This is a genomic window from Glutamicibacter sp. PAEs-4, from assembly GCF_051161755.1.
Lineage (GTDB): Bacteria > Actinomycetota > Actinomycetes > Actinomycetales > Micrococcaceae > Glutamicibacter > Glutamicibacter nicotianae.
In genome coordinates, this window is record NZ_CP195017.1 from 2,013,431 (window position 1) to 2,036,793 (window position 23,363).

Below are 23,363 nucleotides of genomic sequence, written 5' to 3' on the forward strand. Positions count from 1 at the left end.
GCACGAATGAGCAATCCACTACGCGACGCCCGCGACCGGCGGCTTAACCGCATTGCCGGTCCGGGCGCGCTGGTGTTCTTCGGAATCACCGGCGATCTTGCCCGCAAGAAGCTCATGCCAGCGGTCTACGACCTGGCCAACCGCGGCCTGCTGCCCCCGAACTTCGCGATCGTCGGCTTCGGCCGCCGCGACTGGACGGCGCAGGACTTCGCCGACCAGGCCCGCGAATGGATCCTGGCCAGCGCCCGCACCCCCTTCAACGAAACTGTCTTCGCCCAGCTGGCGGCCGGCATGCGATTCATCTCCGGCGCCTTCGACGATGACGGCGCGTACGAGCAGCTTGCCGCCACCCTGGACGAGCTGGCCGAATCGCGCTCCACCGGCCGCAACCACGCCTTCTACCTCTCGATCCCGCCAAGCTGGTTCGAGGTCGTCTGCCAGAAGCTCTCGGAGCACAAGCTGGCCCAGGACAAGAACCCCGGCTGGGAACGCGTGGTCATCGAGAAGCCCTTCGGCCACGACCTGGCCAGCGCGCGCGAGCTGAACTCCATCGTCGAGTCGGTGTTCCCGCCGGATGCGGTGTTCCGCATCGACCACTACCTGGGCAAGGAAACGGTGCAGAACCTGCTGGCGCTGCGCTTCGGCAACCAGATGTTCGAGCCGCTGTGGAACAACAAGTACGTGGACCACGTGCAGATCACCATGGCCGAGGACATCGGCATCGGCGGCCGGGCCAGCTACTACGACGGTGTGGGCGCCGCCCGCGACGTCATCCAGAACCACCTGCTCCAGCTGCTGGCGCTGACTGCAATGGAGGAGCCCATCTCCTTCGACGCCGACCACCTGCGCAGCGAGAAGGAAAAGGTGCTCACCGCGGTGAAGCTGCCCGAGGACCTGGGGGCGGCCAGCGCCCGCGGCCAGTACACCTCCGGCTGGCAGGGCGCCGAAGAGGTCGTCGGCTTCCTCGACGAGGAGGGCTTCAACCCGAAGTCCAACACCGAGACCTATGCCGCGGTCAAGCTGGAGATCAACACCCGCCGCTGGTCCGGCGTACCGTTCTACCTGCGTGCCGGCAAGCGCCTGGGGCGGCGCGTCACCGAGATCGCGGTGGTGTTCAAGAAGGCCCCGAACCTGCTGTTCACCGACCATGAGGACGACGAGTTCGGCCAGAACGCCTTCGTGATCCGCGTGCAGCCCGATGAGGGCGCGACCATCCGCTTCTCCTCCAAGGTGCCCGGCACCCAGATGGAGATCCGCGACGTGACCATGGACTTCGGCTACGGCAACGCCTTCACCGAGTCCTCCCCCGAAGCCTATGAACGGCTGATCCTCGACGTGCTGCTCGGCGAACCTCCGTTGTTCCCGCGTCACGAGGAAGTCGAGCAGTCCTGGCGCATCCTGGATCCTTTCGAGGAGTACTGGGCCGCCCTGCCCACCCAGCCGGATCCCTACGCTCCGGGCTCCTGGGGACCTGAAAGCAGCGACGAGCTGATGGCCAAGGATGGAAGGACGTGGCGACGACCATGATGATCGATCTTCCCAACACCACCACCTCCAAGGTGGCCAAGAAGCTGATCTCCTCGCGCCGCACCCACGGCGTGGTGGCGCTGTCCCGCGTGCTGACCCTGGTGGTCATCACCCGCGAGGGCTTCGCCGAGAACGCGATCGAGGCGGCCAACCTGGCCAGCCGCGAGCACCCCTGCCGGATCATCGTGGTGGTGCGCGGCAACAAGTCCGAGGCCAACCGCCTGGACGTGCAGATCCGCGTGGGCGGGGACGCCGGCGCCTCCGAAGTGATCGTGATGCGCACCTACGGCCCGGATGTCGTGGCCGACGAGGCGCTGATCTCCGCGCTGCTGCTGCCCGATGCACCGATCGTGGCCTGGTGGCCACATGGGGTGCCGCAGGATCCGGCCGGCACCGCACTGGGCAGGCTGGCGCACCGCCGCATCACGGATTCGGCGGAGACTGAGGACCCGACCGCCGCGCTGTTCAGCCGCATTGCCACCTACCGGGCCGGAGACACCGACCTGGCTTGGACCCGGCTGACCCTGTGGCGTGCCCAGCTGGCAAGCATCCTCGACTTGATCGGCACCGACGGGCTGACCGCCATCACCGTGAAAGGCTCGGACAATTCGCCGTCCACCACCCTGCTGGCGGCCTGGCTGACCCTGTGCCTGGACGTCCCGGTAACCATCGCCGCGGACAAGTCCAACGGCGGGCTCTCCAGCGTCCGGCTCGCCCGCGAAGACGGCGACGTGGAGCTCTCGCGCCCCTCCGGCGCGGTTGCCCACCTGTACCTGCCCGGCAGCGCGCCGCAGCGCATCTCGCTGCCGCGGCGTTCGGTGGCAGAATGCCTGGCCGAGGAGATGCGCCGCCTGGACGCCGACGACGTCTTCGGCGAGGTCATCACGAAGGGCCTGGCCCTGACCAACCTGAGGAGCATCAGATCCAGTGATCGCTAGGCAGATTCTCATCCACGAGGATGCACAGGCTACCGCCCACGCCATCGCCGCCCGGCTGATCACCACGATCGCCGATGCGCTGGCGGCCCGCGGTGTCGCCCATGTGGTGGTCACCGGCGGTTCGCTGGGCATCGCCGCCCTGGAAGCCGTCGCGGCCAACCCCGCCAAGACCTCGGTCAATTGGTCGCAGGTGCACTTCTGGTGGGGCGACGAGCGCTTCGTCGCCTCCGATTCGGCTGACCGCAATGTGCGCCAGGCGGCCGCCCTGTTCGAGGCGCTGGACACCCTGGGGCTGGACCGGGCCACCGTGCACGCCATGGGCGCCAGCGACCAGTACGGGACAGCAGAGCAGGCCGCCGCAGCCTACGCCCGGGAGCTGGCCGAGGAAGCCGAAGAAGGCGCGCTGAATCCGGCCTTCGATGTGCTGATGCTCGGCATGGGCCCGGACTCGCATGTCGCCTCGCTCTTCCCCAACCACACCCGGTCGGATGAGCCAGGAGTCATCGCAGTCCACGACTCCCCCAAGCCGCCGGCGGACCGCGTTACGCTCACCATGGGCACGATCAACACCGCCAAAGAGGTGTGGCTGCTCGTGGCCGGCGCCGAGAAGGCCCCGGCACTGGCCGCCGCGCAGCACGAGGTAAACGAGGTTGCCGTCCCGGCTTCGGCCGTGCACGGCACCGAAGCTACCCGCTGGATCATCGACCGCGCCGCGGCCACCTTGCTCTAGCCAACACCTCATCGCCGGTGCCGCGATCCTGCCGATGGCGGGCTCGCGGCACCGGCCTTCGCTTTTCCAGCACCATCTGCCCGAGAGGATTCCATGCTTTCCGCACCGTTGCGCGAAGCAGCGCAGCCCCGCAAGGTCAACGTGATCGGTGCCGGGGTCATCGGCCTGTCCACCGCCCACGAGCTGGCCGCCGCCGGCCACGAGGTCACCGTGATCGCCGACCAGCAGCCGCAGCAGACGGTCTCCGCGGTGGCCGCCGCCATCTGGTTCCCCTACCACTCGGAGAACTCCGAAGCTGCCGACCTGCTGCTCGCCCGTTCCTTGGCACGCTTCGAGCAGCTGTCGGGCATCGCGGAAACCGGCATCGATCTGCGCTACGGACTGAACCTGGAGGGCTCGGCGGACGAGGACCGCTCCTGGGCGAAGATCGTCACCAACGCCGCCGAAGCACCGGCAGAAGCGATCCCGCCGATTGCGGCCGCCGGAATGCATGCCACGGTTCCGGTGATCACCATGCCCACCTACCTGTCCTGGCTGCAGGACCAGGCCGCGGCCTTGGGCGTGCAGTTCATCTGGCGCACGGTCGAATCCTTCGACGAGCTGCAGGACGATGCCGACGTCGTCGTGCTGGCAGCCGGCCTGCGAGGCGGCGAGCTCACCGGCGACGACCAGAGCGTCTACCCCATCCGCGGCCAGGTGATCCGCCTGGCCAACACCGCAGGACTGTCCGACTGGCTCTGCTACGACGAGCATCCGCAAGGCGTCAGCTACATCATTCCGCGCCGCGATGACATCATCGTTGGCGGCACCGACGTGGACCACGACTTCAACCTCGAAGCCGACCCGCAGACCGCCGCCGACATGCTCGACCGCGCCACCGGCCTGGTCCCCGAGCTGGCCGGCTGCGAAATCCTGGAGCACAAGGTCGGGTTGCGTCCGGCCCGCGAGACGATCCGCCTGGAGCGCATCGAGGGGCATGCGGTGCCCGTCATTGCCGCCTACGGCCATGGAGGCGCCGGCGTGACCCTGTCCTGGGGCACCGCGCAGCGCGTCGTGGAACTGCTCGGCAGCTAGCGATGCCCTCGGCTTGCCGGCAGCCGCGCAGATACTGCGCGGCCGCCGGTTCAAGCTCTCCCGCGGCGGCCTGGCCGGCACCGCCATCGGTGACGGGAATCACCATTGACACCCGTTTTTCCGGGCGTAGTATTTCCCTCGTACTCCTCGTCCCACGGTTTCGCGAGACGTTATTCCTACGATTGCGATCTCCATGAATTTTCCCGCACCCCGGCCGGCCGCGCAGCACAGCGTGCTGGCCAAACCGGCACGCGCAGTAGCATTTGCCTTCGCCGGTGCGATTCTCGTTGGCGGATTGCTCCTGTCCTCCCCGGCAGCCAATACCCAAGGCGTCTTCACATCCTTGGTCGACGGGATCTTCACTGCCACGTCAGCGGTGTGCGTGACCGGCCTGACTGTCTTGGACACCGCAACCCACTACACCCTCTTCGGCAAGCTCGTCATCCTCATCCTGATCCAAGCCGGCGGCCTGGGCCTGATGCTGATTGCCTCGCTGCTGAGCATGCTGGTCATCGGCCGCATTGGCTACCTCACCCGGCTATCCACCCAACGCGAAAGCTCCGCGGTATCAGGCGAAGATGTGCGCACCGCCGCATTGATGATCATCAAGCTGTCGCTGGCCATCGAATCCGTCGTGGCGGCCATCTTAGCCATCCGCTTCGGGCTGGCCTACGGCGACGATCCAGCCGGTGCGATCTGGCATGGCGCATTCCATGCAGTCTCGGCCTTTAATAACGCGGGCTTCGCCCTGTATTCGAATAACCTGATGGACTTCGTCGCTGACCCGTGGCTCTGCATCCCTATCAGCCTCGCCATCATCCTTGGCGGCCTGGGCTTCCCGGTCCTGGTCCAGCTGAGGCAGCACTGGCGGAACACGCTGAAATGGAGCATGAACACCCGTCTGGTTCTTCTGATGACCGCATTGCTGCTCGTTGGCGGCACCATCTTCATCACCGCTATGGAATGGTCCAATCCGAAGACGCTCGGCGAGCTCGAACCTGCGCAGCGGATCCTGGCCGGATTCTTCCAATCTGTGCAGACGCGCACCGCGGGCTTCAACTCCATCGACATCGGCGCGATGCATCCAGCCTCCTGGCTGGGCATGGATGTGCTGATGTTCATCGGCGGCGGACCGGCCGGCACCGCCGGCGGCATCAAGATCACCACGGCCGCGATCCTGCTGTTCATCATCATGACCGAGCTGCGCGGCGAGACCGCAGTCAACGTCCTGGGCAGGCGGCTCTCCCGCTCGGTGCACCGCCAAGCCATCACGGTGGCGCTGCTGGGCGTCGCGGCGGTGTTCGCCGGCACGATGGGCCTGCTGCTGCTCACCAACTATTCCCTGGACCGCTGTCTCTTCGAAGCCACCTCGGCCTTCGGCACCGTCGGGCTGTCCACGGGCATTACCCCGGACTTGCCGGATCCCGCCAAAGGCATTCTCATCGCGTTGATGTACCTCGGCCGCGTCGGTGTCCTCTCGCTGGGTTCCGCGCTTGCCCTGCGCGATCGAAAAGCGCTCTATGAACTCCCCAAGGAAAGGCCTTCAATTGGCTAAGCTACTGAATTTTCGCAATGATGCCAAGGGACTGCCCAAAGCTCACTCCGTGGCGGTGATCGGGCTCGGGCGCTTCGGAGAATCCCTTGCCCTGGAACTAATGAAGTCAGGCACCCAAGTTCTGGGCATCGACGTGCACGAGAACAACGTCCAGTCGCTGAATGGCGAATTGACCCAGGTGGTCCGTGCCGACGCATCAAGCCGCGAAGTCCTGGAACAGCTATCGATCCACGAATTCGACCGTGTGGTGGTGGCCGTGGGCAGCCACCTGCAGTCATCCATCCTGTGCTGCTCGCTCTTGGTCAGCATGGGGATCCCGCAGATCTGGGCCAAGGCGCAAGATGATCGGCATGGACTGATCCTGGAGCAGCTAGGGGTCCATCACATCGTCTACCCGGAGAAAGACATGGGCAAGCGTGTTGCCCACCTGGTGCGCGGATCCATGATGGACTACCTGGAGGTCGATCCAGGCTATGCCATGGTCAAAATGAGCGCGCCATCCACGTTGCATGGGGTGAAGCTCAGCGATGCGGCGGTGCGCAACAAGTACCGGGTGACCATCGCGGCCACGACCAATGCTGCCGGCGAATGGCAGAACACCGACGGCAACACCGTCCTTAGCACCGGAGACAAGATTCTCGTGCTCGGCTCGATTGCCGATACGGAGAAATTCGGGCAACTGGCCTGATGACGCGCAAGAGGCGCCCTCCACGTGATGTGGAAGGCGCCTCTTGGCTGCTGCGGAAGGGTGCCGCCTAGGCTTCGACGCTGAATCGAAGCACCAGGGCAAGGCCGATGATCACGGCACCCCAGATCAGACCGAGAACGATGGTGATCCGGTTCAGGTTGCGCTCGGCAACACCTGAAGATCCCATGGAGCTGGTCATGCCACCGCCGAACATGTCGGACATACCGCCACCACGACCCTTGTGCAAAAGGATCAAAAGGGTGAGCAGGACGCTTGTGATGCCCAGCAATACCTGCAGAATGATCTTGATAATATCCAAGTCGACGGTTCCTTAGCTAGATTCAGTCGGTGACGAGATGATGCTCGAACCTGACAATATTAGCAAATTCCTCGGCATCCAGGCTGGCACCGCCAACCAACACGCCATCGACATCGCGTTCGCGCATGATCGATGCGGCATTTGCTGCCTTAACACTACCGCCATAGAGCAGTTGCGTCTTCTCGGCAATCTCCGCTCCAAAGCGCTCGGCCAGCGCACCGCGAATAGCGGCGCACATTTCCTGCGCGTCGGCCGGTCCCGCAACTTCACCGGTACCGATGGCCCACACCGGCTCGTAGGCGATGACCAGGTTTGCGGCCTGCTCAGCGGTAACGCCTTCCAGCGACTGCGCCAACTGTTCCAAGGTGAAAGCCACGTGCTCGCCGGCCTTGCGCACTTCCAGGCCTTCGCCGACGCAGAGCACCGGGGTCAGCTCGTGGCGGTACGCGGCAGCCAGCTTGGCGGCGATCACCTGGTTGGTCTCGTTGTGGTACTCGCGACGCTCGGAGTGGCCTACCAAAACGTACGTGCAACCGAGCTTCTTGAGGAACTGGCCCGAGATTTCACCGGTGTACGCGCCTGAATCCTGCGCCGACAGATCCTGGGCACCGTAGACGATGTCCAGCTTGTCGCCCAGGGTCAGTGTCTGCACGCCGCGAATGTCGGTGAACGGAGGGAACACAGCGACCTCGGCACGATCGTAATCGTGTTCGTGGTCCTTCAGGGTCCACGCCAGCTTCTGCACCAGGGTGATCCCCTGGACGTGGTCCATGTTCATCTTCCAGTTGCCGGCAATCAGCGGCTGGCGCACAAAAGCGCCGTTCTGCGAAATGGTCATTCCTAGCCTTCCAATGCGGCAACACCCGGCAGGGTCTTGCCTTCGAGGTACTCCAGCGAAGCACCGCCGCCGGTGGAGATATGGCCGAAGTCATCCTCCGAGAAGCCCAGCGCGCGGACAGCCGCGGCCGAATCGCCACCGCCTACCACGCTGAACGCTTCCGAGTCCGCCAGAGCCTGCGCGACGGTACGGGTACCTTCAGCGAAAGCAGGAATCTCGAAGACGCCCATTGGGCCGTTCCAGAACACGGTGTTGGCGCTGGTGATGTAGCTTGCGAACAGTTCAGCGGACTTCGGACCGATGTCCAGCCCAAGGCCGTTGGAGCCGAAGCTGGCTTCCTCGATCTTGTCTGCCGCCAGCACCTCATGCTCAGCATCGGCACCGAACTTGCTTGCCACAACGACATCGCTAGGCACGATGATGTCGCAGCCGAGCTGCTCGGCCCGCTTCAGGTACTCCTGGCAGGTGGCGATCTGGTCTTCTTCAAGCAGCGAGCCGCCAATGGCGTGGCCCTGCGCCTTGAGGAAGGTGAACGCCATGCCGCCGCCGATCAGCAGCTGATCAGCCTTGCCCAGCAGGTTGTCGATGACAGCGAGCTTGTCCGAGACCTTGGACCCGCCAAGCACCACCACGTAGGGGCGCTTCGGCGCCTCGGTCAGGGTCTTGAGGACCTTGACCTCGGTAGCCACCAGGTCGCCCTGGTAGCTCGGCAGCAGGCTGGCAATGTCGTAGACCGAAGCGTGCTTGCGGTGCACGGCGCCGAAAGCGTCGTTCACGTAGGCGCCGTTCTCGCCGGTCAGCGCAGCCAGCTCCTTGGCGAACTCTGCGCGCTGCGCATCGTCCTTGGACGTTTCGCGGGCATCGAAGCGGACGTTCTCCAGAACCAGAACCGAGCCTTCTTCGAGGTTTGCCGCAGCCTGGCGGGCAGAGTCGCCCACCACGTCTTCGGCGACAATTACGTCGAAGTCAGCCAGTTCGTTCAGGCGGTTCGCTGCTGGAGCGATGGAGTACTTGGCATCGACCTGGCCCTTGGGGCGTCCCAGGTGGGCCATCACGATGACCTTTGCGCCGGCCTCGGCCAGCTTGCTGATGACTGGCAGCGACGCGCGGACGCGGCCATCATCGGTCACAGTTGCACCGTCGAGCGGCACGTTCAGGTCACTGCGGACCAGAACGTACCGTCCGCGGACGCCGTTGTCAGCGATCAATTCGTCAATGGTGTGAGAAGACATGTCTCTAGGTTATCGACTAGAGGCTGGATCCCACGAATTCAACGAGATCGACGAGCCGAGATGAGTAACCCCACTCGTTGTCGTACCACGCGACGACCTTGACACTGTTGCCCATTACGGTGGTCAGGCCGGAGTCGAAAATTGCCGAGTGGGAATTGGTCACGATGTCCGAGGAAACCAGCGGATCGGTTGAGTACTCAAGGTATTCGCTCAATGGGCCTTCGGCGGCAGCCTTCTCGAAGGCCGCGTTGATTTCTTCCACAGTTGCGGTGCGGGCCAGGTTCACGGTCAGGTCGGTGGCCGAGCCGGTGGGAACTGGTACGCGCATAGCGTAACCGTGCAGCTTGCCCTTCAGTTCTGGGAGCACCACGCCGATGGCCTTGGCGGCACCGGTGGAGGTAGGGATGACGTTCAGCGCTGCGGCGCGGGCACGGCGCGGATCGCTGTGCGGCGCGTCCTGCAGGCGCTGATCGGCGGTGTAGGCGTGGATGGTGGTCATCAGGCCGTCAACAATGCCGAATTCGTCGTTCAGCACCTTGGCCACTGGAGCCAGGCAGTTGGTGGTGCAGGATGCGTTCGAGATGATGGCGTGGTTTGCAGGATCGTACTTGTCCTGATTGACGCCCATCACAATGGTGATGTCTTCATTCTTGGCTGGAGCCGAGATGATGACCTTCTTCGCGCCAGCAGCTACGTGCTTCTTGGCGTCTTCTGCGTTGGTGAAGAATCCGGTCGACTCAATTACGACATCAACCTTCAATTCGCCCCAGGGCAGGTTGGCCGGCTCGCGCTCGGACAGAACCTTGATGCGGCGTTCTCCCACGACGATGGTATCGCCGTCTACGGATACCGGCTCGCCCACTGGGCCGAGCACGGAATCGAACTTCACCAGGTGAGCAAGCGAATCGATTGAACCAAGGTCATTGACGGCGACGATTTCAATATCTGCCTTATGGGCCAGTACTGCACGCAGGAAGTTGCGTCCGATGCGACCGAAACCATTGATTCCAACACGAGTTGTCACGTGACTATCTCCTCTAAATGGGATGATGATGCCACGACCGCGCACTAGCGGAGGTGGCCTTCTTTAAGAGGACACTCCGTTGTGCCGTGCTTGCGGATCCCAGCCGGAGCTGGGATCCGCAACACACTAGAAACATACTACGCTATATCAGCGGAGAATGTGAGCTAACTTACCAGATAAGTATTACTTGCCTGGTACGATCAGCGATGCTGCACCGTTGCGTGCGGCTTCGAAACGCGCCTGGACATCTGCCCAGTTCACGATGTTCCAGAAGGCCTTGACGTAGTCTGCCTTGACGTTGACGTAGTCCAGGTAGAAGGCGTGCTCCCACATGTCCAGCATCAGCAGCGGGGTGGTTGCCACTGGGATGTTGCCCTGCTGATCGTACAGCTGCTCGATGACCAGCTGGCCGCCCAGTGCGTCGTAGGCCAGGACTGCCCAGCCCGAGCCCTGCAGGCTCATGGCAGCAGCAGTGAAGTGGCCGCGGAATGCGTCGAACGAACCGAAGAAGTCGTCAATGGCAGCTGCCAGCTCGCCCTCAGGCTTGTCGCCGCCTTCTGGGGACAGGTTGTTCCAGAAGATCGAGTGGTTGGTGTGGCCGCCCAGGTGGAAAGCCAAGTCCTTGGACAGTTTCGGGATGTTGCCGAATTCGCCCTTTTCGCGAGCTTCAGCCAACTGCTCCAGTGCCGAGTTTGCGCCTGCAACGTAGGTTGCGTGGTGCTTGGAGTGGTGCAGTTCCATGATGCGAGCCGAGATGTTCGGCTCCAGTGCGGCGTAGTCGTACTGCAGTTCTGGCAGTGAATAAACAGCCATGATTCTCCTCAATCTTCTCAATTGGTTGAATCTCCACGGGAGGGCTCCCGCGGGGACATTTTTAGTGTTCCAGTTCTTCTCCTGGAACGCTGGACTCCGTACCTGGTATTCCCAGATCGCTCGCCTTTTTATCCGCCATAGCCAAGAGGCGGCGAATTCGGCCAGCGATGGCGTCCTTGGTCATTGGCGGTTCGGCCATCCGGCCGAGCTCATCCAAGGAGGCTTGCTTGTGCTCCAGGCGCAGCAGCCCCGCATAGCGCAGGTGCTCTGGAACCTCGTCGCCCAAGATTCCCAGCGCACGCTCGACGCGCGCCCCGGCAGCGACCGCCGCCTGGGCACTGCGCCGCAGGTTGGCGTCGTCGAAGTTCGCCAGGCGGTTGGCGGTGGCGCGCACTTCCTTGCGCATGCGGCGTTCTTCCCAGACCATCAGCGCATCGTGGGCGCCCATGCGGGTGAGCAGCTGGGCGATGGCATCGCCATCACGGATCACTACGCGGTCAACGCCGCGCACCTCGCGGGCCTTGACCGTTAGACCCAGGCGGCGAGCCGCACCGACCAGGGCCAATGCTGCTTCCGGTCCAGGGCAGGTAATTTCCAATGCGGAACTGCGTCCTGGTTCGGTCAGCGAACCATGGGACAGGAATGCGCCTCGCCATACCGCTTCGGCGTCGGCGGTGGAACCGTTGACGATGACCGAGGGCAGGCCGCGTACCGGCCGGCCGCGCTGATCAAGCAGGCCAGTCTGGCGGGCCAGCACTTCTCCATCCTTGGACACGCGCACGATGTAGCGGCTCCCCTTGCGGATGCCAGAACCGGAAACCATTACGATCTCGGCATCGTGCCCGTACAGCTCGCCAATAGCGATCTTCAACCGCCGGGCGGTCGCTGCCAGATCCACTTCTGCTTCGATGACAATTCGCCCGGAGACAATATGCAGTCCGCCGCTGAAGCGCAGCATGGTCGAAACCTCGGCCTTGCGGACCGACGGCTTGCGAATCTCTACCCGCGACAGCTCGTCTTTGACGGAAGCCGTCAATGCCATGAATCAAACTCCCTTACTTGGATCTTCCTAAGATCCGATCGCGGTAAACACCTCATGATAGGCCGCCGCTAGTCGCAACGGGTCGTGCACGGCACGACCGTCAGATACTCCTACTGTACTAAAAAAGACCCGCGCGCCGAGTTTTTGCGCTGCCAGCTCAAATCGCTCTTTGTTACGAATCTTGGATTCGTCGGCAATAATCGCATCGAACTTGATCTCGGGTGCGTAGCGGACCAGCACCTCCAAGTGCGCGGCGGCATCCATCCCGGCGGTCTCGGCGGTGTCGAAAGCCAGATTCATGGTCAGCAGCTTCTTGGCTGTTGTCGATGCCAGAGCCTGGCGCATATCTGGCAGCAGCAGATGCGGCAGCACCGAGGTGTACCAGGATCCGGGACCAAGAATCACCCAGTCCGCCAGATCGATGGATTCCAGCGCTTCGGAGCAGGCCGGCGCGTCGGATGGCTCCAGATAGACATTGGTGACCAGACCGCCAGAACCGGCGCGGGCCAGCTTGGCCTGCCCATCGATGCGGCGGCGCACCAAGGTGTCGTTCACCGGGTCCGATTCGAGTACCTCGCCATGGATGGACAGCGGAACGGTGCTCATCGGCAGGACCTGGCCGCGGGCACCGAGCAGCGCTCCGGCCCAGCGCAGCCCAGCTACCGGGTTGTCGAGCAACTCCCAGAGGGCCAGGATCAGCAGGTTGCCAACGGCATGGCCGTTCAAGGGCTCTTCGATGTTTTCGGTCGATTCGAAGCGGTACTGCATGACATCGCGCCAGGTCCGACCCCAGTCGTTGTCATCGCACAGCGCGGCCAAGGCCATGCGCAAGTCGCCCGGGGGCAGCACATCGAACGAGCCCCGAAGGCGCCCGGAGCTGCCGCCGTCATCGGCCACCGTAACGATGGCGGTGAGGTCGGTAGTCAGGCGACGCAGGGCAGAAAGCGAGGAGGACAAGCCATGTCCCCCGCCCAAGGCAACCACCGATGGGTTGCGGTAATCATCGCTTCGCGTCAGTCCCTGGATCGGGATCGGACCTGTGGCAAAGGCCATTGCTCCTACTCACGCCCCAGATCTCGGTGGCTGATGTTCACCCGTACGTTCGGGAACTGTGCCAGCCGCCGGCCCAGCTCGATGGTGGTTGCCACCGAGCGGTGCTTGCCGCCGGTGCAGCCCACGGCGATGGTCGCGTAATGCTTATTCTCGCGGCGGTAGCCCTCGAAGACTGGTTCAAGCGCCTTCAGGTAGTTCGTGATGAACTCGCTGGTGCCTTCCTGACTGAGGACATAGTCCGAGACTTCCTTGTCCTTGCCCGTCTGCGGGCGCAGTTCAGGAACCCAGTGGGGGTTGGGAATGAAGCGGACGTCTGCCACGTAGTTGGCGTCTGCCGGCAAGCCGTACTTGAAGCCGAAGCTCATGACGTTGATGCGCAGGATGATCGGCCCGGATTCGCTGAACAGCTCATTGACTGCACGCGCCAGGTCGTGCACCGACATGGTCGTGGAGTCCAGGATGATTTCGGCGGCTTCGCGCAATTGGTCGGTGATTCCGCGTTCGCGCTTGATGCCGTCGACGATGCGGCCGTCGTCCTGCAGCGGGTGCGGACGGCGTCCCTGCTCGAAGCGGCGAATCAGCACCTCGTCGCTGGCATCCAGGTAGACCAGCCGGAATTTCACTCCGCTGGCCGTCAGGTTCGCCAACGCGTCGCGGATCTCCGGGAACATTTCCTTGGAGCGCACGTCCATCACGACAGCCATCTTCGGGATAGAACCCTGCGAGCGGCTCATCATCTCGGTCAGGGGTCCGAGCATGGCCGGTGGAAGGTTCTCCACCACGTACCAGCCCTGGTCTTCCAGAGCATGCGCGACGGTGGTGCGACCGGCACCTGACATGCCTGTCACGATCACGAGTTCGGACTCAGGGGGTTTTACTGCTTCATACTCAGCGGTCATATCACAAGGCTAGTCGACAATTTCGCCGGTAGTCATATTCACACCGGTTAATGAAGCGTCTTCTAGGGACTCTTTGATGGAAGTAGCAAGTTTTTCACCGACGCCGGGCACTTCCATCAGTTCGGCGACGCTTGCGGCCCGGATCTTCTTCATCGACCCGAAGTGCTTGCGCAGGGCGGCCTGCTTGGCCTTGCCCAGGCCCGGGATCGCATCCAGATCGGAAGCGATCATCGATTTGGCCCGCTTGGCCCGATGGAAGGTGATCGCGAAACGGTGGGCCTCGTCACGAAGCCGCTGGACCAGATACAGCGAGGCGGAAGCTCGCGGCAGGATCACCGGGAACGGATCATCCGGCAGCCACAGTTCCTCCAGGCGCTTGGCCAGACCGACGACGGGAATATCATCGATTCCCAGATCGTCCATGGCCTTTTGCGCGGCGGCCACCTGCGGCGGGCCGCCATCGACGATCACCAGGGAAGGCGGGTAGGAGAATTTCTTCTTTTCCTGCTCGCCGGTGGCTTCATCCACTTGCCCGGTGGCGAAGCTCGTCGGGTCGATCTTCTCCTTCAGGTAGCGGCTGAAGCGGCGGTAGATCACGTCGTACATGCTGGCGGTATCGTCGCGTGCGGCGTCCCCGGTGATGGAGAACTTGCGGTACTCGCTCTTCTTGGGCAACCCGTCTTCGAAGACCACCATGGAAGCGACCACGTTGGTTCCCTGGGTATGCGACGCGTCATAGCATTCGATGCGCAGCAGCGCCTGCTCCGCTCCCAGGGCATCCTGCAGTTCCTGCATGGCCAGCGATCGCGTGGTGATATCGCCTGCGCGCTTCGATTTGTGCAGACGCAGCGCTTGTTCCGCGTTCTCCACAACGGTGGCTGCCAAAGCCGCCTTGTCGCCCCGCTGGGCGACGCGCAGGGAGACCTTGGATCCGCGCAGCTCGGTAAGCCAGGTGGTGACATCCTCGATGTCTTCAGGCAGCGCCGGAACCAGGATTTCCTTGGGAATCCGGTCTGCGTGATCGGCGTAAATCTGGGTGAGCAGCTGCTCGACGAATTCTGCGTCGGTGGTATCTGCGACCTTTTCAACGACCCAGCCGCGCTGCGAGCGGATGCGGCCGTCGCGGACATGGAAGACCTGCACGGCGGCCTCCAGCTCATCGCCATGGATGCCGAAGATGTCGGCTTCGGTCCGGTCGTCAAGGACCACTGCGTTGCGTTCGAAGACCCGGTTCAAGGCAGCGATGTCATCGCGATAGCGGGCGGCCTTCTCGTATTCGAGCTCCGCGACGGCTTCCTGCATCTTCACGGTCAGCGCCTTGGTGAACTTGGTCGCCTCGCCGCCCATGAAGGTGCAGAGGTCATCGGCCAGTTGGCGATGGTCTTCCTCGCTGATCCGTCCGACGCAGGGAGCTGAGCACTTGTCGATGTAGCCCAAGAGGCACGGACGGCCCGAGGCTTCGGCACGCTTGAACACGCCGGGTGCACAGCTGCGCACGGGAAAGACCCGCAGCAGCGTATCGAGGGTTTCGCGGATGGCCTTAGCCGGATAGAACGGGCCGAAATACTTCACGCCCTTGCGCTTGTCACCCCGCATCACCAGGGCGCGCGGGTACTTCTCATTGAGCGTGACTGCCAGGTACGGGTAGGTCTTGTCGTCGCGGAAAACGATATTGAACCGGGGGTTGTATTCCTTGATCCAGGAATACTCCAGCTGCAGCGCTTCCAGCTCGGACCCCACCACGGTCCATTCCACAGACCCGGCAGTGAAGACCATCGCCCGGGTTTTCGGCGTGAGCCGATCTGGGTTGGCGAAGTAGGAGGTCAAGCGGTTGCGCAGGACCTTGGCTTTGCCGACGTAGATGACCCGGCCGTGTTCGTCGCGGAAACGGTACACGCCCGGTTTCGTGGGGATGTCCGAGGTCTTCGGACGGTAGCTTGCCGGATCAGCCATGGCCTATTTCGCGTCCGGCGGCAGCTGGTTGTAGGAATCGACGCGTTCCTGGCCGGACAGTTCGGCGATCGCATCCACGATCCGGTCTGTGGCCTGGCGGCGCTGCGGCAACGGGTGCTTGCGTCCCAGCTGGTCGAAGTACAGCGGCTCGCCATAGTGGATCTGGAATTTGGCGGGCTTGAAGCCCTTGGAGCCAGCAGGCTGCAACTTCTCCGTGCCGATCAGCCCGACCGGGACCACTGGCACACCGGTGGTCAGCGCCAGCCAGCCCACGCCGGTGCGTCCCCGGTACAGCTTGCCGTCGCGCGAACGGGTGCCTTCCGGGTAGATTCCGATGCCGGAGCCGCCCTCGATGATTTCCACCAGCGAGTCGAGCGCCGCCACGGAGGCCGCCTGCTCGCCACGCTGCACCGGGATGGATCCCACGGATTCGAAGAAGGTCTTCATCATCTTGCCCTTCAGGCCAGGAGTGGTGAAGTATTCAGCCTTCGCGAAGAACGCCACGTCGCGCGGGGTCAGCGCCTGGATGATCAAGGAGTCGAAAAAAGACAGGTGGTTGGAGGCGACAATGAAGCCACCTTCCTTCGGGACGTTCTCCAGCCCGGTCACTTCCGCACGGCAGACGCCGTGGATGATGCCCCGAATCGACGAACGGGTCATGGTGTAGATGCTCATCTACTTTGCACCTTCCTGCATGAAGTCTTCGTCGAAGTTAATGGTGTTTGCCCGTTCCGCGCCGAGCAGCAGCACGGCCAGATCCCGGGCGGTCACGGCTATGGCGTCCGCCTGCTGCAGTTCATCGCCCTGGGCAAAGCCCCAGGCGACACCGATGGATGCCACCGAATTCTCGCGGGCAGCATCCCAATCATAGTGCCGGTCCCCCACCACGACGCTGCGCTCCGGGTCCAGCTGGCCGTGTTCCAAAGCCTCGGCGACGATGTGCGTCTTGCTCGAACCCATGCTCCCGTGTTCGTCCGCATTGCCGTGAATCGCGTCGAGATGCGCATCCAGCCCTTTTCGGGCGATGAGCTGGCGCGCGATGTTGATCGGCTTGGCAGTGGTCACCGCGACGTGGATCCCGGCCGATCGCAATGCGTCCAAAAGCGCCACCATGCCCGGGTAGATCACCGATTCGGCCATGCCCGTATCCGCATACCGGGCGCGGTAGGCGGCAATTATGGAGCCGATGTTCTCGTCGGTCACCCCGTCGAGCGTACGCAAGCCGATTTGCAGGGGCGGGCCCACCAGCGCCTCGACCCGGGCTTCGCCCGGATCGGCCAAACCATGGGAGGTCACCGCGTGGCGGATACCCGAAGTTATGGCACCGGCAGGGTCCACGAGGGTCCCATCCAGATCAAAGAGCACGCTTGTTACCGACATATTCACCTAGCCATCTTCCCATGAAGCGGACGCGGGTTAGCAATCCATAACTGAAATTGCATATGTCGAACATTCTCCGCGAGGCATTACAGGATCTCGGCGAGGAACTTTCCGGTGTGCGAATCGGCCACCTTGGCCACCTTCTCCGGGGTGCCAGTGGCCAAAATCGTGCCACCGCCCGAACCGCCTTCCGGACCCAAGTCGATCACCCAGTCCGCCGACTTGATCACATCCAGGTTGTGCTCGATGGTCAGCACGGTATTGCCCTTGTCGACCAGCCCCTGCAGCACCTTGAGCAGCTTGCGGATATCTTCGAAGTGAAGGCCGGTGGTCGGCTCATCCAGGACGTAGATCGAGCGGCCATTGGACCGCTTCTGCAGCTCGGCAGCGAGCTTCACGCGCTGGGCTTCGCCGCCCGAGAGCGTGGTGGCCGGCTGCCCCAGGCGCACATAGCCCAGGCCCACGTCCACGAGCGTGCGCAGGTGGCGGGCGATCGGGGTGAACGCGCTGAAGAATTCGGCGCCTTCGGCAATCGGCATGTCCAGCACGTCGGCAATGTTCTTGCCCTTGTACAGCACCTGCAGGGTCTCGCGGTTGTAGCGGGCACCATGGCAGACCTCGCAAGGCACATACACGTCGGGAAGGAAGTTCATCTCGATCTTCAGCGTGCCGTCGCCCGAGCAGGCCTCGCAGCGCCCGCCCTTGACGTTGAAGGAGAAGCGGCCCGGCTGGTATCCGCGCAGCTTCGCCTCATTGGTCTCTGCGAACAGCTTGCGGATGTGGTCGAAAACGCCCGTGTAGGTGGCAGGGTTCGATCGCGGGGTGCGGCCGATCGGCGACTGGTCCACGTGGACCACCTTGTCCAGGTGCTCCAGGCCCTGCACGCGGGTGTGCCGGCCCGGCACCTGCTTGGCGCCATTGAGCTTATTGGCTAGCACCTTGTAGAGGATGTCGTTGACCAGGGTGGACTTGCCCGAGCCGGACACGCCGGTCACCGCGGTCAGCACGCCCAGGGGGAATTCGACCGAGATGTTCTGCAGGTTGTTCTCGCTGGCTCCGACCACCTTGAGCTTGCGGTCCTTGTCGACCTTGCGGCGCTTGGCTGGGATGTCGATCTGCTTGCGGCCCGAAAGGTAGTCGCCGGTCAGCGACTTGGTGTTCTGCTTCAGGTCTTCCAGAGAACCGGAATGCACCACTTCGCCACCGTGCTCGCCGGCGCCCGGGCCGATGTCCACGATCCAGTCGGCTTCGGCGATGGTGTCCTCGTCGTGCTCCACCACGATCAGGGTGTTGCCCAGCGAACGCAGGTGCAGCAGGGTATCGATGAGCCGGCGGTTGTCGCGCTGGTGCAGGCCGATGGACGGCTCGTCCAGGACGTAGAGCACGCCCACCAGGCCGGAGCCGATCTGGGTGGCCAGGCGGATGCGCTGCGCTTCGCCGCCTGACAGGGTACCGGCGGCGCGTTCCAGGGTCAGGTATTCCAGCCCGACGTCCAGCAGGAACTTCATTCGCGCGTCGATTTCCTTGAGCACCTGCGCGGCGATTTGCGCCTCGCGTGCACTGAGCTCGATCGAGGAGAGGAATTCCGCGGCGCTGCGCAGGTCCATGGCGGAGACCTCGGCGATGGAACGTCCGCCCACCAGGACCGAGAGCGATGCCGGGTTCAGGCGCGCGCCGCCGCAGGTAGGGCACGGGATCTGACGCATGTACTGCTCGTAGCGGTCGCGGGCGTGGTCGGATTCGGTCTCCTGGTGCTTGCGGTGCACATAGGAGATAACGCCCTCGAAGCCGGTGGAGTACTTGCGTTCGCGGCCGAAGCGGTTCTTGTACTGCACGACCACCTTGTGGTCCTTGCCGTTGAGGATCGCTTCGCGGGCGGCGGCCGGCAGGTCCTGCCAGCGGGTGTCCATGGTGAAGCCGAGCTCATTGCCCAGGCCCTCGATCAGCCGGTTCCAGTATTCGGTGGTGGCCTTGCCCAGCGACCATGGGGCGATCGCGCCCTCGGCCAGGGTGACCTCGGTGTCCGGTACGATCAGGTGCTCGTCGACTTCCAGCTTGGTGCCGATGCCGGAGCAGGCCGAGCAGGCACCGAACGGGTTATTGAAGGAGAATGTGCGCGGTTCGATCTCGTCGATGGCCAGCGGGTGCTCATTAGGGCAGGCCAGGTTCTCGGAGAACGCGCGCACGCGCTTCGGGTCATCGGCGTCCAGGTCGACGAAGTCGGCCAGCACGCGGCCTTCGGCAATGCCCAGGGCGGTTTCGATGGAGTCGGTCAGGCGCTGGCGGGCGTCTTCCTTGATGGCCAGGCGGTCCACCACCACCTCGATGGTGTGCTTGACCTGCTTGGCCAGCTTCGGCGGATCGTTCAGCTGGATGGTTTCACCGTCCACCCGGGCACGGGCGAAGCCCTTGGAGGAAAGCTCGGCGAACAGGTCGACGAATTCGCCCTTGCGCGAGCGCACCACCGGGGCGAGGATCTGGAAACGGGTCTTCTCCGGAAGCTCCATCAGCTGGTCGACGATCTGCTGCGGAGTCTGCTTGGAGATCGGTTCGTGGCAGATCGGGCAATGTGGACGGCCCACACGCGCCCAGAGCAGGCGCATGTAGTCGTACACTTCGGTAATCGTGCCCACGGTGGAGCGCGGGTTGCGGCTGGTCGATTTCTGGTCGATGGACACCGCTGGCGACAGGCCCTCGATGAAATCCACATCGGGCTTGTCCACCTGGCCGAGGAACATGCGGGCGTAGGCGGAGAGCGATTCGACGTAGCGGCGCTGGCCTTCGGCGAAGATGGTGTCGAAGGCCAAGGAGGACTTGCCCGAACCGGACAGGCCGGTGAAGACGATCATCGCGTCACGCGGCAGATCAATGTCCACGTTCTTCAGGTTGTGCTCGCGGGCCCCCTTGACGACCAGGCGAGTCAGATCTGTTCTCTTGCTCTCTGCAGTAATAGCCACGAAGCAATACTAATCGAAAACTGCTTCGAATACATGTACGAATGGATGCATCTCACAGTTAAATCTGGAAACCCCTGATCCGGTGCTTGGAGAGGGCGCCGCGCCACCGCCTAAACAAGTCCAGGCGCTGGACTGCCAACAAGGCACTGCCCGCGAATGACTGCTGGGCTGTTCGCTCGCGGGCAGTTCGCCACCTCCATTCGGCATCCCAAGCACGGCGCCTTGGACACTAGTTATCGACGGATTCCGGGGCTGGATCGGTGGCAGACGGCATGGTGTAAGCGGTCAAGCCCTTTCGCCTTCCAGGACCACGGTGGCGCCTTCCTGGTAGCCGGCCCGCTGGAATTCGGCGAACAACGGCAATTGATCGCTCTTCGTGCGAGTATCGCGGTCGCAGGACTGGACTGCCGTTGCCGGCAACAGGTTCGCGATGTCCTTGTCATTGCCCGAGCGTTGCGCGTCGACGCCGTCAAGTTCCATGGTGCACAACACGGTCTGCCCCAACCCTTGCTCGATGCCGACGAAATTTCCCTCGAAATTCTTGATGCCGCCGAGCTTGGCAGTGCCATCATCTTGGGCATTAGCCTCGGCAGTACCGGAATTGATCTGGCAGGTCACCAGGGTGCTGTCGGTGTGAACGCCGTGCAGATCGATGATGCCCAAGCAGGAATAATCCGCGCCGGGCAACGACCAACGGCCATCGCCGGTCTGCGGGTCAAGCCCCACCAGCATGGAATCCGTTGCCATATCCCACTCGAACTCCCTCCCGCCGAGTTCAAACTGGTAGAAGGCGCGATTGCCGGAGCCCACCAATGTACTTCGTTCCCCATCGAAGGTCTCCCAAGCCCAGCCGCCGCCCGTGGAGTAGTGCTCATCATCGATTTCTTCGCAGTCCTTGTTCCACGCCAGAGCCCCCTCATGGGCATAGCTCAGGACCGACCTGCCGGATTCCTGGTCGCTGGAGATGGAAAGCCCTTCACCGAGGTAGTAGTCCTCGAGGTTTTTCTTCGGATCAGGCATTTCGATGGGCTTCCTTGCCTTCTTCCAGCTGTTCGAAGGCCAGTCGTAGTAGTAGTAGTCGACGTTACCTCCCGTGTCAGGGCTTGCTGCCAACATGCACCAGGTATTGCCGCATTTGCTGGGGCGGTCAATGTCGTAGAGGGATCCTGGATCCTTTGGAGACGCGTTGCCCGGTTTCCAGATCGAGCACCGCGGGCCGCAGCTTATCCTTCTCCACCAGCTGCAGCAACGACACGTATTTCTTGCCGTTGTTTTCCACTACGCTGACCTCGAAGGCAATGCCGGACTGCGTGTTGCCGACTTCGGACTTCCGCTTCCAGACTTCTTCCCCGGTGGCCAGGTCCCGGGCTACGAGATAGGGAGTTTTGCCCACCAGGGTGTCGGCAAGCACGACATTCCCAGCCTCGTCGACGTGGGCTTCGGAGAGCAGCTTGTCCTTGCGGTCCGCACTTGCTCCTGCCCCAGATGCTGCACGGGCTGTTCGGTCTCAGTGGCGGAACATCCGGCCAGGGCGCCCAAGAGCAGGGCGGCACCCAGAGTGGCGCCGATCTGGCGCTGGCGGTGTGCGGTGTTGAAAGTGCTCATGGGCGAACTCCCGAATATCCTGAGCTCATTCTCAGGTGCGGACGCGTGATGTGCGTTGTGTTGCGTGCAGTCGACCAGAATCGCTGCTGGGATCCGGTCGATGCGGACGTGTTATTGGGGCAGCGAGCTGAAAGCTGCCCTGAGGTACTTCACCGCGGTTTCCTCATCCACCGACCATTGCTGCGCGATCCGCGCCAGGTCTGCGGCGGCATCGCTGACTTCCTGCTCGGCCCGGTCCTCGGCGGCCTGGATGACCGTGCCGTGGCGTCCGCGGGTGACGACCGCACCCTGGAGTTCGAGCTCCTTGTACACCTTGGCCACGGTATTGACCGCCAAACCGAGGGTGCCGGCGAGCGCGCGCACCGAGGGAAGCTTGGTGCCCGGAGCAAGCTTGCCCTCGGCCACTGCCGTCAGGATTTGCTCGCGGACTTGCTGGTACGGGGCCACCGTGGATTCCGTGTCCACGCGCAGGAAGGGCAACTCGGTCATGCGATGTTCCGTTTCGTCGTGTGCTTCATGTCTCTTGAGCCTATCGTGTGGCGGACCGGTTTCACCGTAGTCTGGAGGAATGAATGAACTACAGCTAGATGACTTCAGTGTTCGCTGGATTTCGGTTTCGGACATGTCCAACAACGTGTACGTCGTGACCGACAAGGCCAGCGGACAGCAAATATTGATCGACGCCGCGGATGACTTCCCGGCCATCCAGGACTTGCTGGCAGCGGCTGCGGCCGACACGCCGAAGGGCGAAGTGCAGGTCGCCACGATCGCCACGACCCATCAGCACTGGGACCACGTGCGCGCCCTGTCCGACGCGGTGGCCGCCTACCCGGTCCCTACCTATGCGGGGGCCGATGATGTCGCCGGCATCCTGGAGGAATCCGGAGTGCAGGTGGCGCACCCGCTCTCCCATGGCGATCAAATCCAGTTGGGCGAGGTCACGCTCGAAGCAATCCACCTGCGTGGCCACACCCCTGGCTCCATTGCATTCGCGCTCGCGGATTCTTCCGGACAGCACATCATCGTCACTGGGGACAGTCTTTTCCCCGGAGGCGTAGGGAACACATGGAAGGATCCAGAGCGTTTCGCGTCGCTCTATGCCGATGTCACCTCCCGCATCTTCGACCGGTTCCCGGATGAGACGGTGATCCTTCCGGGCCATGGTGATGGCACCACGCTGGGCGCCGAACGCCCCTCGCTGCCCGAGTGGCTGGAGCGCGGCTGGTAGGAGCTTGCAGCAGCTGCCGCCGGCTATTTAGTCGGCGGCAGCTCCTGGTAGTACAACAGCATCCGCCAGTCGCTTCCCGGAAAGTTGTTGGCGAACCCGTGGCGTTCGTAGAAGCGCCGAGTTGCGGTGTCGTCCTCGTCCACGTTGATATGCAGTTCCAGGCTTCCGCGCAGCGCCAGTTCCTGCAGCAGGCAGTTGACGAGGGCCGAGCCGATGCCCCGGCCACGCAATGCGGGTTGCACGTAGAGTTCGTCAAGCACGGCCAGCGGCCCGTCGAAATAGATTGTGGGTCGCAGCGTGACCAGGGCATGCCCGACCAAGCCGCGCCCATTCCCCGCGACGATAGCGAAACACTGGTCTCCTGCCAGCATGGCCTCCAAGCGCCGTGCAACCATCGCAACCGGTGGGCATGGCGAATCGAATTCCCGATTGAAGTCCGCTTGCAAGCGGGCCAGGTTCAGGCTGTGCTCCGGTCCCGCAAGAAAGGCATCGTACGCGTGCGTGCAGA

23 protein-coding genes are annotated in these 23,363 nt (G+C 63.2%); 7 read left to right on the top strand and 16 right to left on the bottom strand.

Features of this window, described 5'->3' with window-relative positions; genetic code table 11:
- The first annotated feature begins 6 nt into the window (after positions 1–6).
- The 6 genes from zwf to ACR9WD_RS09505 all read left to right on the top strand — a co-directional run bounded on the left by zwf (position 7) and on the right by ACR9WD_RS09505 (position 6,512).
- Complete coding sequence (zwf, locus tag ACR9WD_RS09480) at positions 7–1,527, top strand: glucose-6-phosphate dehydrogenase (protein WP_434921996.1); 1,521 nt, start codon at positions 7–9, stop codon at positions 1,525–1,527.
- Positions 1,524–2,465 (top strand): glucose-6-phosphate dehydrogenase assembly protein OpcA, encoded by a 942-nt coding sequence (locus ACR9WD_RS09485; RefSeq protein ID WP_434923206.1) that lies wholly within the window; start codon positions 1,524–1,526, stop codon positions 2,463–2,465. The genes zwf and ACR9WD_RS09485 overlap by 4 nt, the downstream gene beginning before the upstream one ends.
- Positions 2,455–3,195 carry a 6-phosphogluconolactonase gene (gene pgl, locus ACR9WD_RS09490; RefSeq protein ID WP_038990777.1) on the top strand — a complete coding sequence of 247 codons (741 nt, stop codon included), beginning with the start codon at positions 2,455–2,457 and terminating at the stop codon, positions 3,193–3,195. The genes ACR9WD_RS09485 and pgl overlap by 11 nt, the downstream gene beginning before the upstream one ends.
- Before the next feature lie 93 nt (positions 3,196–3,288).
- Positions 3,289–4,269 carry an NAD(P)/FAD-dependent oxidoreductase gene (locus tag ACR9WD_RS09495; protein WP_434921997.1) on the top strand — a complete coding sequence of 327 codons (981 nt, stop codon included), beginning with the start codon at positions 3,289–3,291 and terminating at the stop codon, positions 4,267–4,269.
- Between the two features lie 193 nt (positions 4,270–4,462).
- Complete coding sequence (locus tag ACR9WD_RS09500; RefSeq protein WP_149597018.1) at positions 4,463–5,824, top strand: TrkH family potassium uptake protein; 1,362 nt, start codon at positions 4,463–4,465, stop codon at positions 5,822–5,824.
- Positions 5,817–6,512 (top strand): potassium channel family protein, encoded by a 696-nt coding sequence (locus ACR9WD_RS09505; RefSeq protein ID WP_210416629.1) that lies wholly within the window; start codon positions 5,817–5,819, stop codon positions 6,510–6,512. Before ACR9WD_RS09500 ends, ACR9WD_RS09505 begins: the two co-directional genes overlap by 8 nt.
- Before the next feature lie 67 nt (positions 6,513–6,579).
- Here ACR9WD_RS09505 and secG read toward each other — a convergent pair whose 3' ends face one another.
- From secG to ACR9WD_RS09580, 15 genes are all read right to left on the bottom strand, one after another.
- On the bottom strand, positions 6,580–6,831 hold the full coding sequence (secG, locus tag ACR9WD_RS09510; protein ID WP_038990774.1) for a preprotein translocase subunit SecG: 252 nt from the start codon (positions 6,829–6,831) through the stop codon (positions 6,580–6,582).
- A 22-nt stretch (positions 6,832–6,853) separates the two neighbouring features.
- Complete coding sequence (gene tpiA / locus ACR9WD_RS09515) at positions 6,854–7,669, bottom strand: triose-phosphate isomerase (protein WP_423298901.1); 816 nt, start codon at positions 7,667–7,669, stop codon at positions 6,854–6,856.
- 2 nt (positions 7,670–7,671) lie between these two features.
- Positions 7,672–8,901 carry a phosphoglycerate kinase gene (locus ACR9WD_RS09520; RefSeq protein ID WP_141357748.1) on the bottom strand — a complete coding sequence of 410 codons (1,230 nt, stop codon included), beginning with the start codon at positions 8,899–8,901 and terminating at the stop codon, positions 7,672–7,674.
- A 16-nt stretch (positions 8,902–8,917) separates the two neighbouring features.
- The gene (gap, locus tag ACR9WD_RS09525) at positions 8,918–9,925 is read right to left on the bottom strand and encodes a type I glyceraldehyde-3-phosphate dehydrogenase (RefSeq protein WP_423298902.1); all 1,008 of its coding nucleotides are present in this window, start codon (positions 9,923–9,925) and stop codon (positions 8,918–8,920) included.
- A 183-nt stretch (positions 9,926–10,108) separates the two neighbouring features.
- Positions 10,109–10,738 carry a superoxide dismutase gene (locus ACR9WD_RS09530; RefSeq protein ID WP_038990769.1) on the bottom strand — a complete coding sequence of 210 codons (630 nt, stop codon included), beginning with the start codon at positions 10,736–10,738 and terminating at the stop codon, positions 10,109–10,111.
- 61 nt (positions 10,739–10,799) lie between these two features.
- On the bottom strand, positions 10,800–11,780 hold the full coding sequence (gene whiA / locus ACR9WD_RS09535) for a DNA-binding protein WhiA (protein WP_038990767.1): 981 nt from the start codon (positions 11,778–11,780) through the stop codon (positions 10,800–10,802).
- A 27-nt stretch (positions 11,781–11,807) separates the two neighbouring features.
- Positions 11,808–12,833 carry a gluconeogenesis factor YvcK family protein gene (locus tag ACR9WD_RS09540; protein WP_073706096.1) on the bottom strand — a complete coding sequence of 342 codons (1,026 nt, stop codon included), beginning with the start codon at positions 12,831–12,833 and terminating at the stop codon, positions 11,808–11,810.
- A gap of 5 nt (positions 12,834–12,838) precedes the next feature.
- Positions 12,839–13,732 (bottom strand): RNase adapter RapZ, encoded by an 894-nt coding sequence (gene rapZ, locus ACR9WD_RS09545; RefSeq protein WP_038990765.1) that lies wholly within the window; start codon positions 13,730–13,732, stop codon positions 12,839–12,841.
- 9 nt (positions 13,733–13,741) lie between these two features.
- Positions 13,742–15,685, bottom strand: coding sequence for an excinuclease ABC subunit UvrC (uvrC, locus tag ACR9WD_RS09550; RefSeq protein ID WP_434921998.1), 1,944 nt, complete (start codon positions 15,683–15,685; stop codon positions 13,742–13,744).
- A gap of 3 nt (positions 15,686–15,688) precedes the next feature.
- Positions 15,689–16,360: a lysophospholipid acyltransferase family protein gene (locus ACR9WD_RS09555; RefSeq protein ID WP_038990762.1), complete on the bottom strand. Its 672-nt coding sequence runs from the start codon at positions 16,358–16,360 to the stop codon at positions 15,689–15,691.
- Positions 16,361–17,065, bottom strand: a complete 705-nt coding sequence (locus ACR9WD_RS09560) for an HAD hydrolase-like protein (RefSeq protein WP_223308731.1) — start codon at positions 17,063–17,065, stop codon at positions 16,361–16,363.
- 86 nt (positions 17,066–17,151) lie between these two features.
- The gene (gene uvrA / locus ACR9WD_RS09565; RefSeq protein ID WP_434921999.1) at positions 17,152–20,022 is read right to left on the bottom strand and encodes an excinuclease ABC subunit UvrA; all 2,871 of its coding nucleotides are present in this window, start codon (positions 20,020–20,022) and stop codon (positions 17,152–17,154) included.
- Positions 20,023–20,307: 285 nt separating this feature from the next.
- On the bottom strand, positions 20,308–21,042 hold the full coding sequence (locus ACR9WD_RS09570) for a hypothetical protein (RefSeq protein WP_434922000.1): 735 nt from the start codon (positions 21,040–21,042) through the stop codon (positions 20,308–20,310).
- A gap of 127 nt (positions 21,043–21,169) precedes the next feature.
- The gene (locus tag ACR9WD_RS09575; RefSeq protein WP_434922001.1) at positions 21,170–21,433 is read right to left on the bottom strand and encodes a hypothetical protein; all 264 of its coding nucleotides are present in this window, start codon (positions 21,431–21,433) and stop codon (positions 21,170–21,172) included.
- Positions 21,434–21,738: 305 nt separating this feature from the next.
- Complete coding sequence (locus ACR9WD_RS09580) at positions 21,739–22,116, bottom strand: GntR family transcriptional regulator (RefSeq protein WP_038990756.1); 378 nt, start codon at positions 22,114–22,116, stop codon at positions 21,739–21,741.
- Between the two features lie 79 nt (positions 22,117–22,195).
- On the opposite strand from ACR9WD_RS09580, the gene ACR9WD_RS09585 reads away from it, so the two are divergent.
- Positions 22,196–22,855, top strand: a complete 660-nt coding sequence (locus ACR9WD_RS09585; protein WP_434922002.1) for an MBL fold metallo-hydrolase — start codon at positions 22,196–22,198, stop codon at positions 22,853–22,855.
- A 23-nt stretch (positions 22,856–22,878) separates the two neighbouring features.
- Here ACR9WD_RS09585 and ACR9WD_RS09590 read toward each other — a convergent pair whose 3' ends face one another.
- Complete coding sequence (locus ACR9WD_RS09590) at positions 22,879–23,316, bottom strand: GNAT family N-acetyltransferase (RefSeq protein ID WP_073706088.1); 438 nt, start codon at positions 23,314–23,316, stop codon at positions 22,879–22,881.
- Positions 23,317–23,363: the final 47 nt, after the last annotated feature.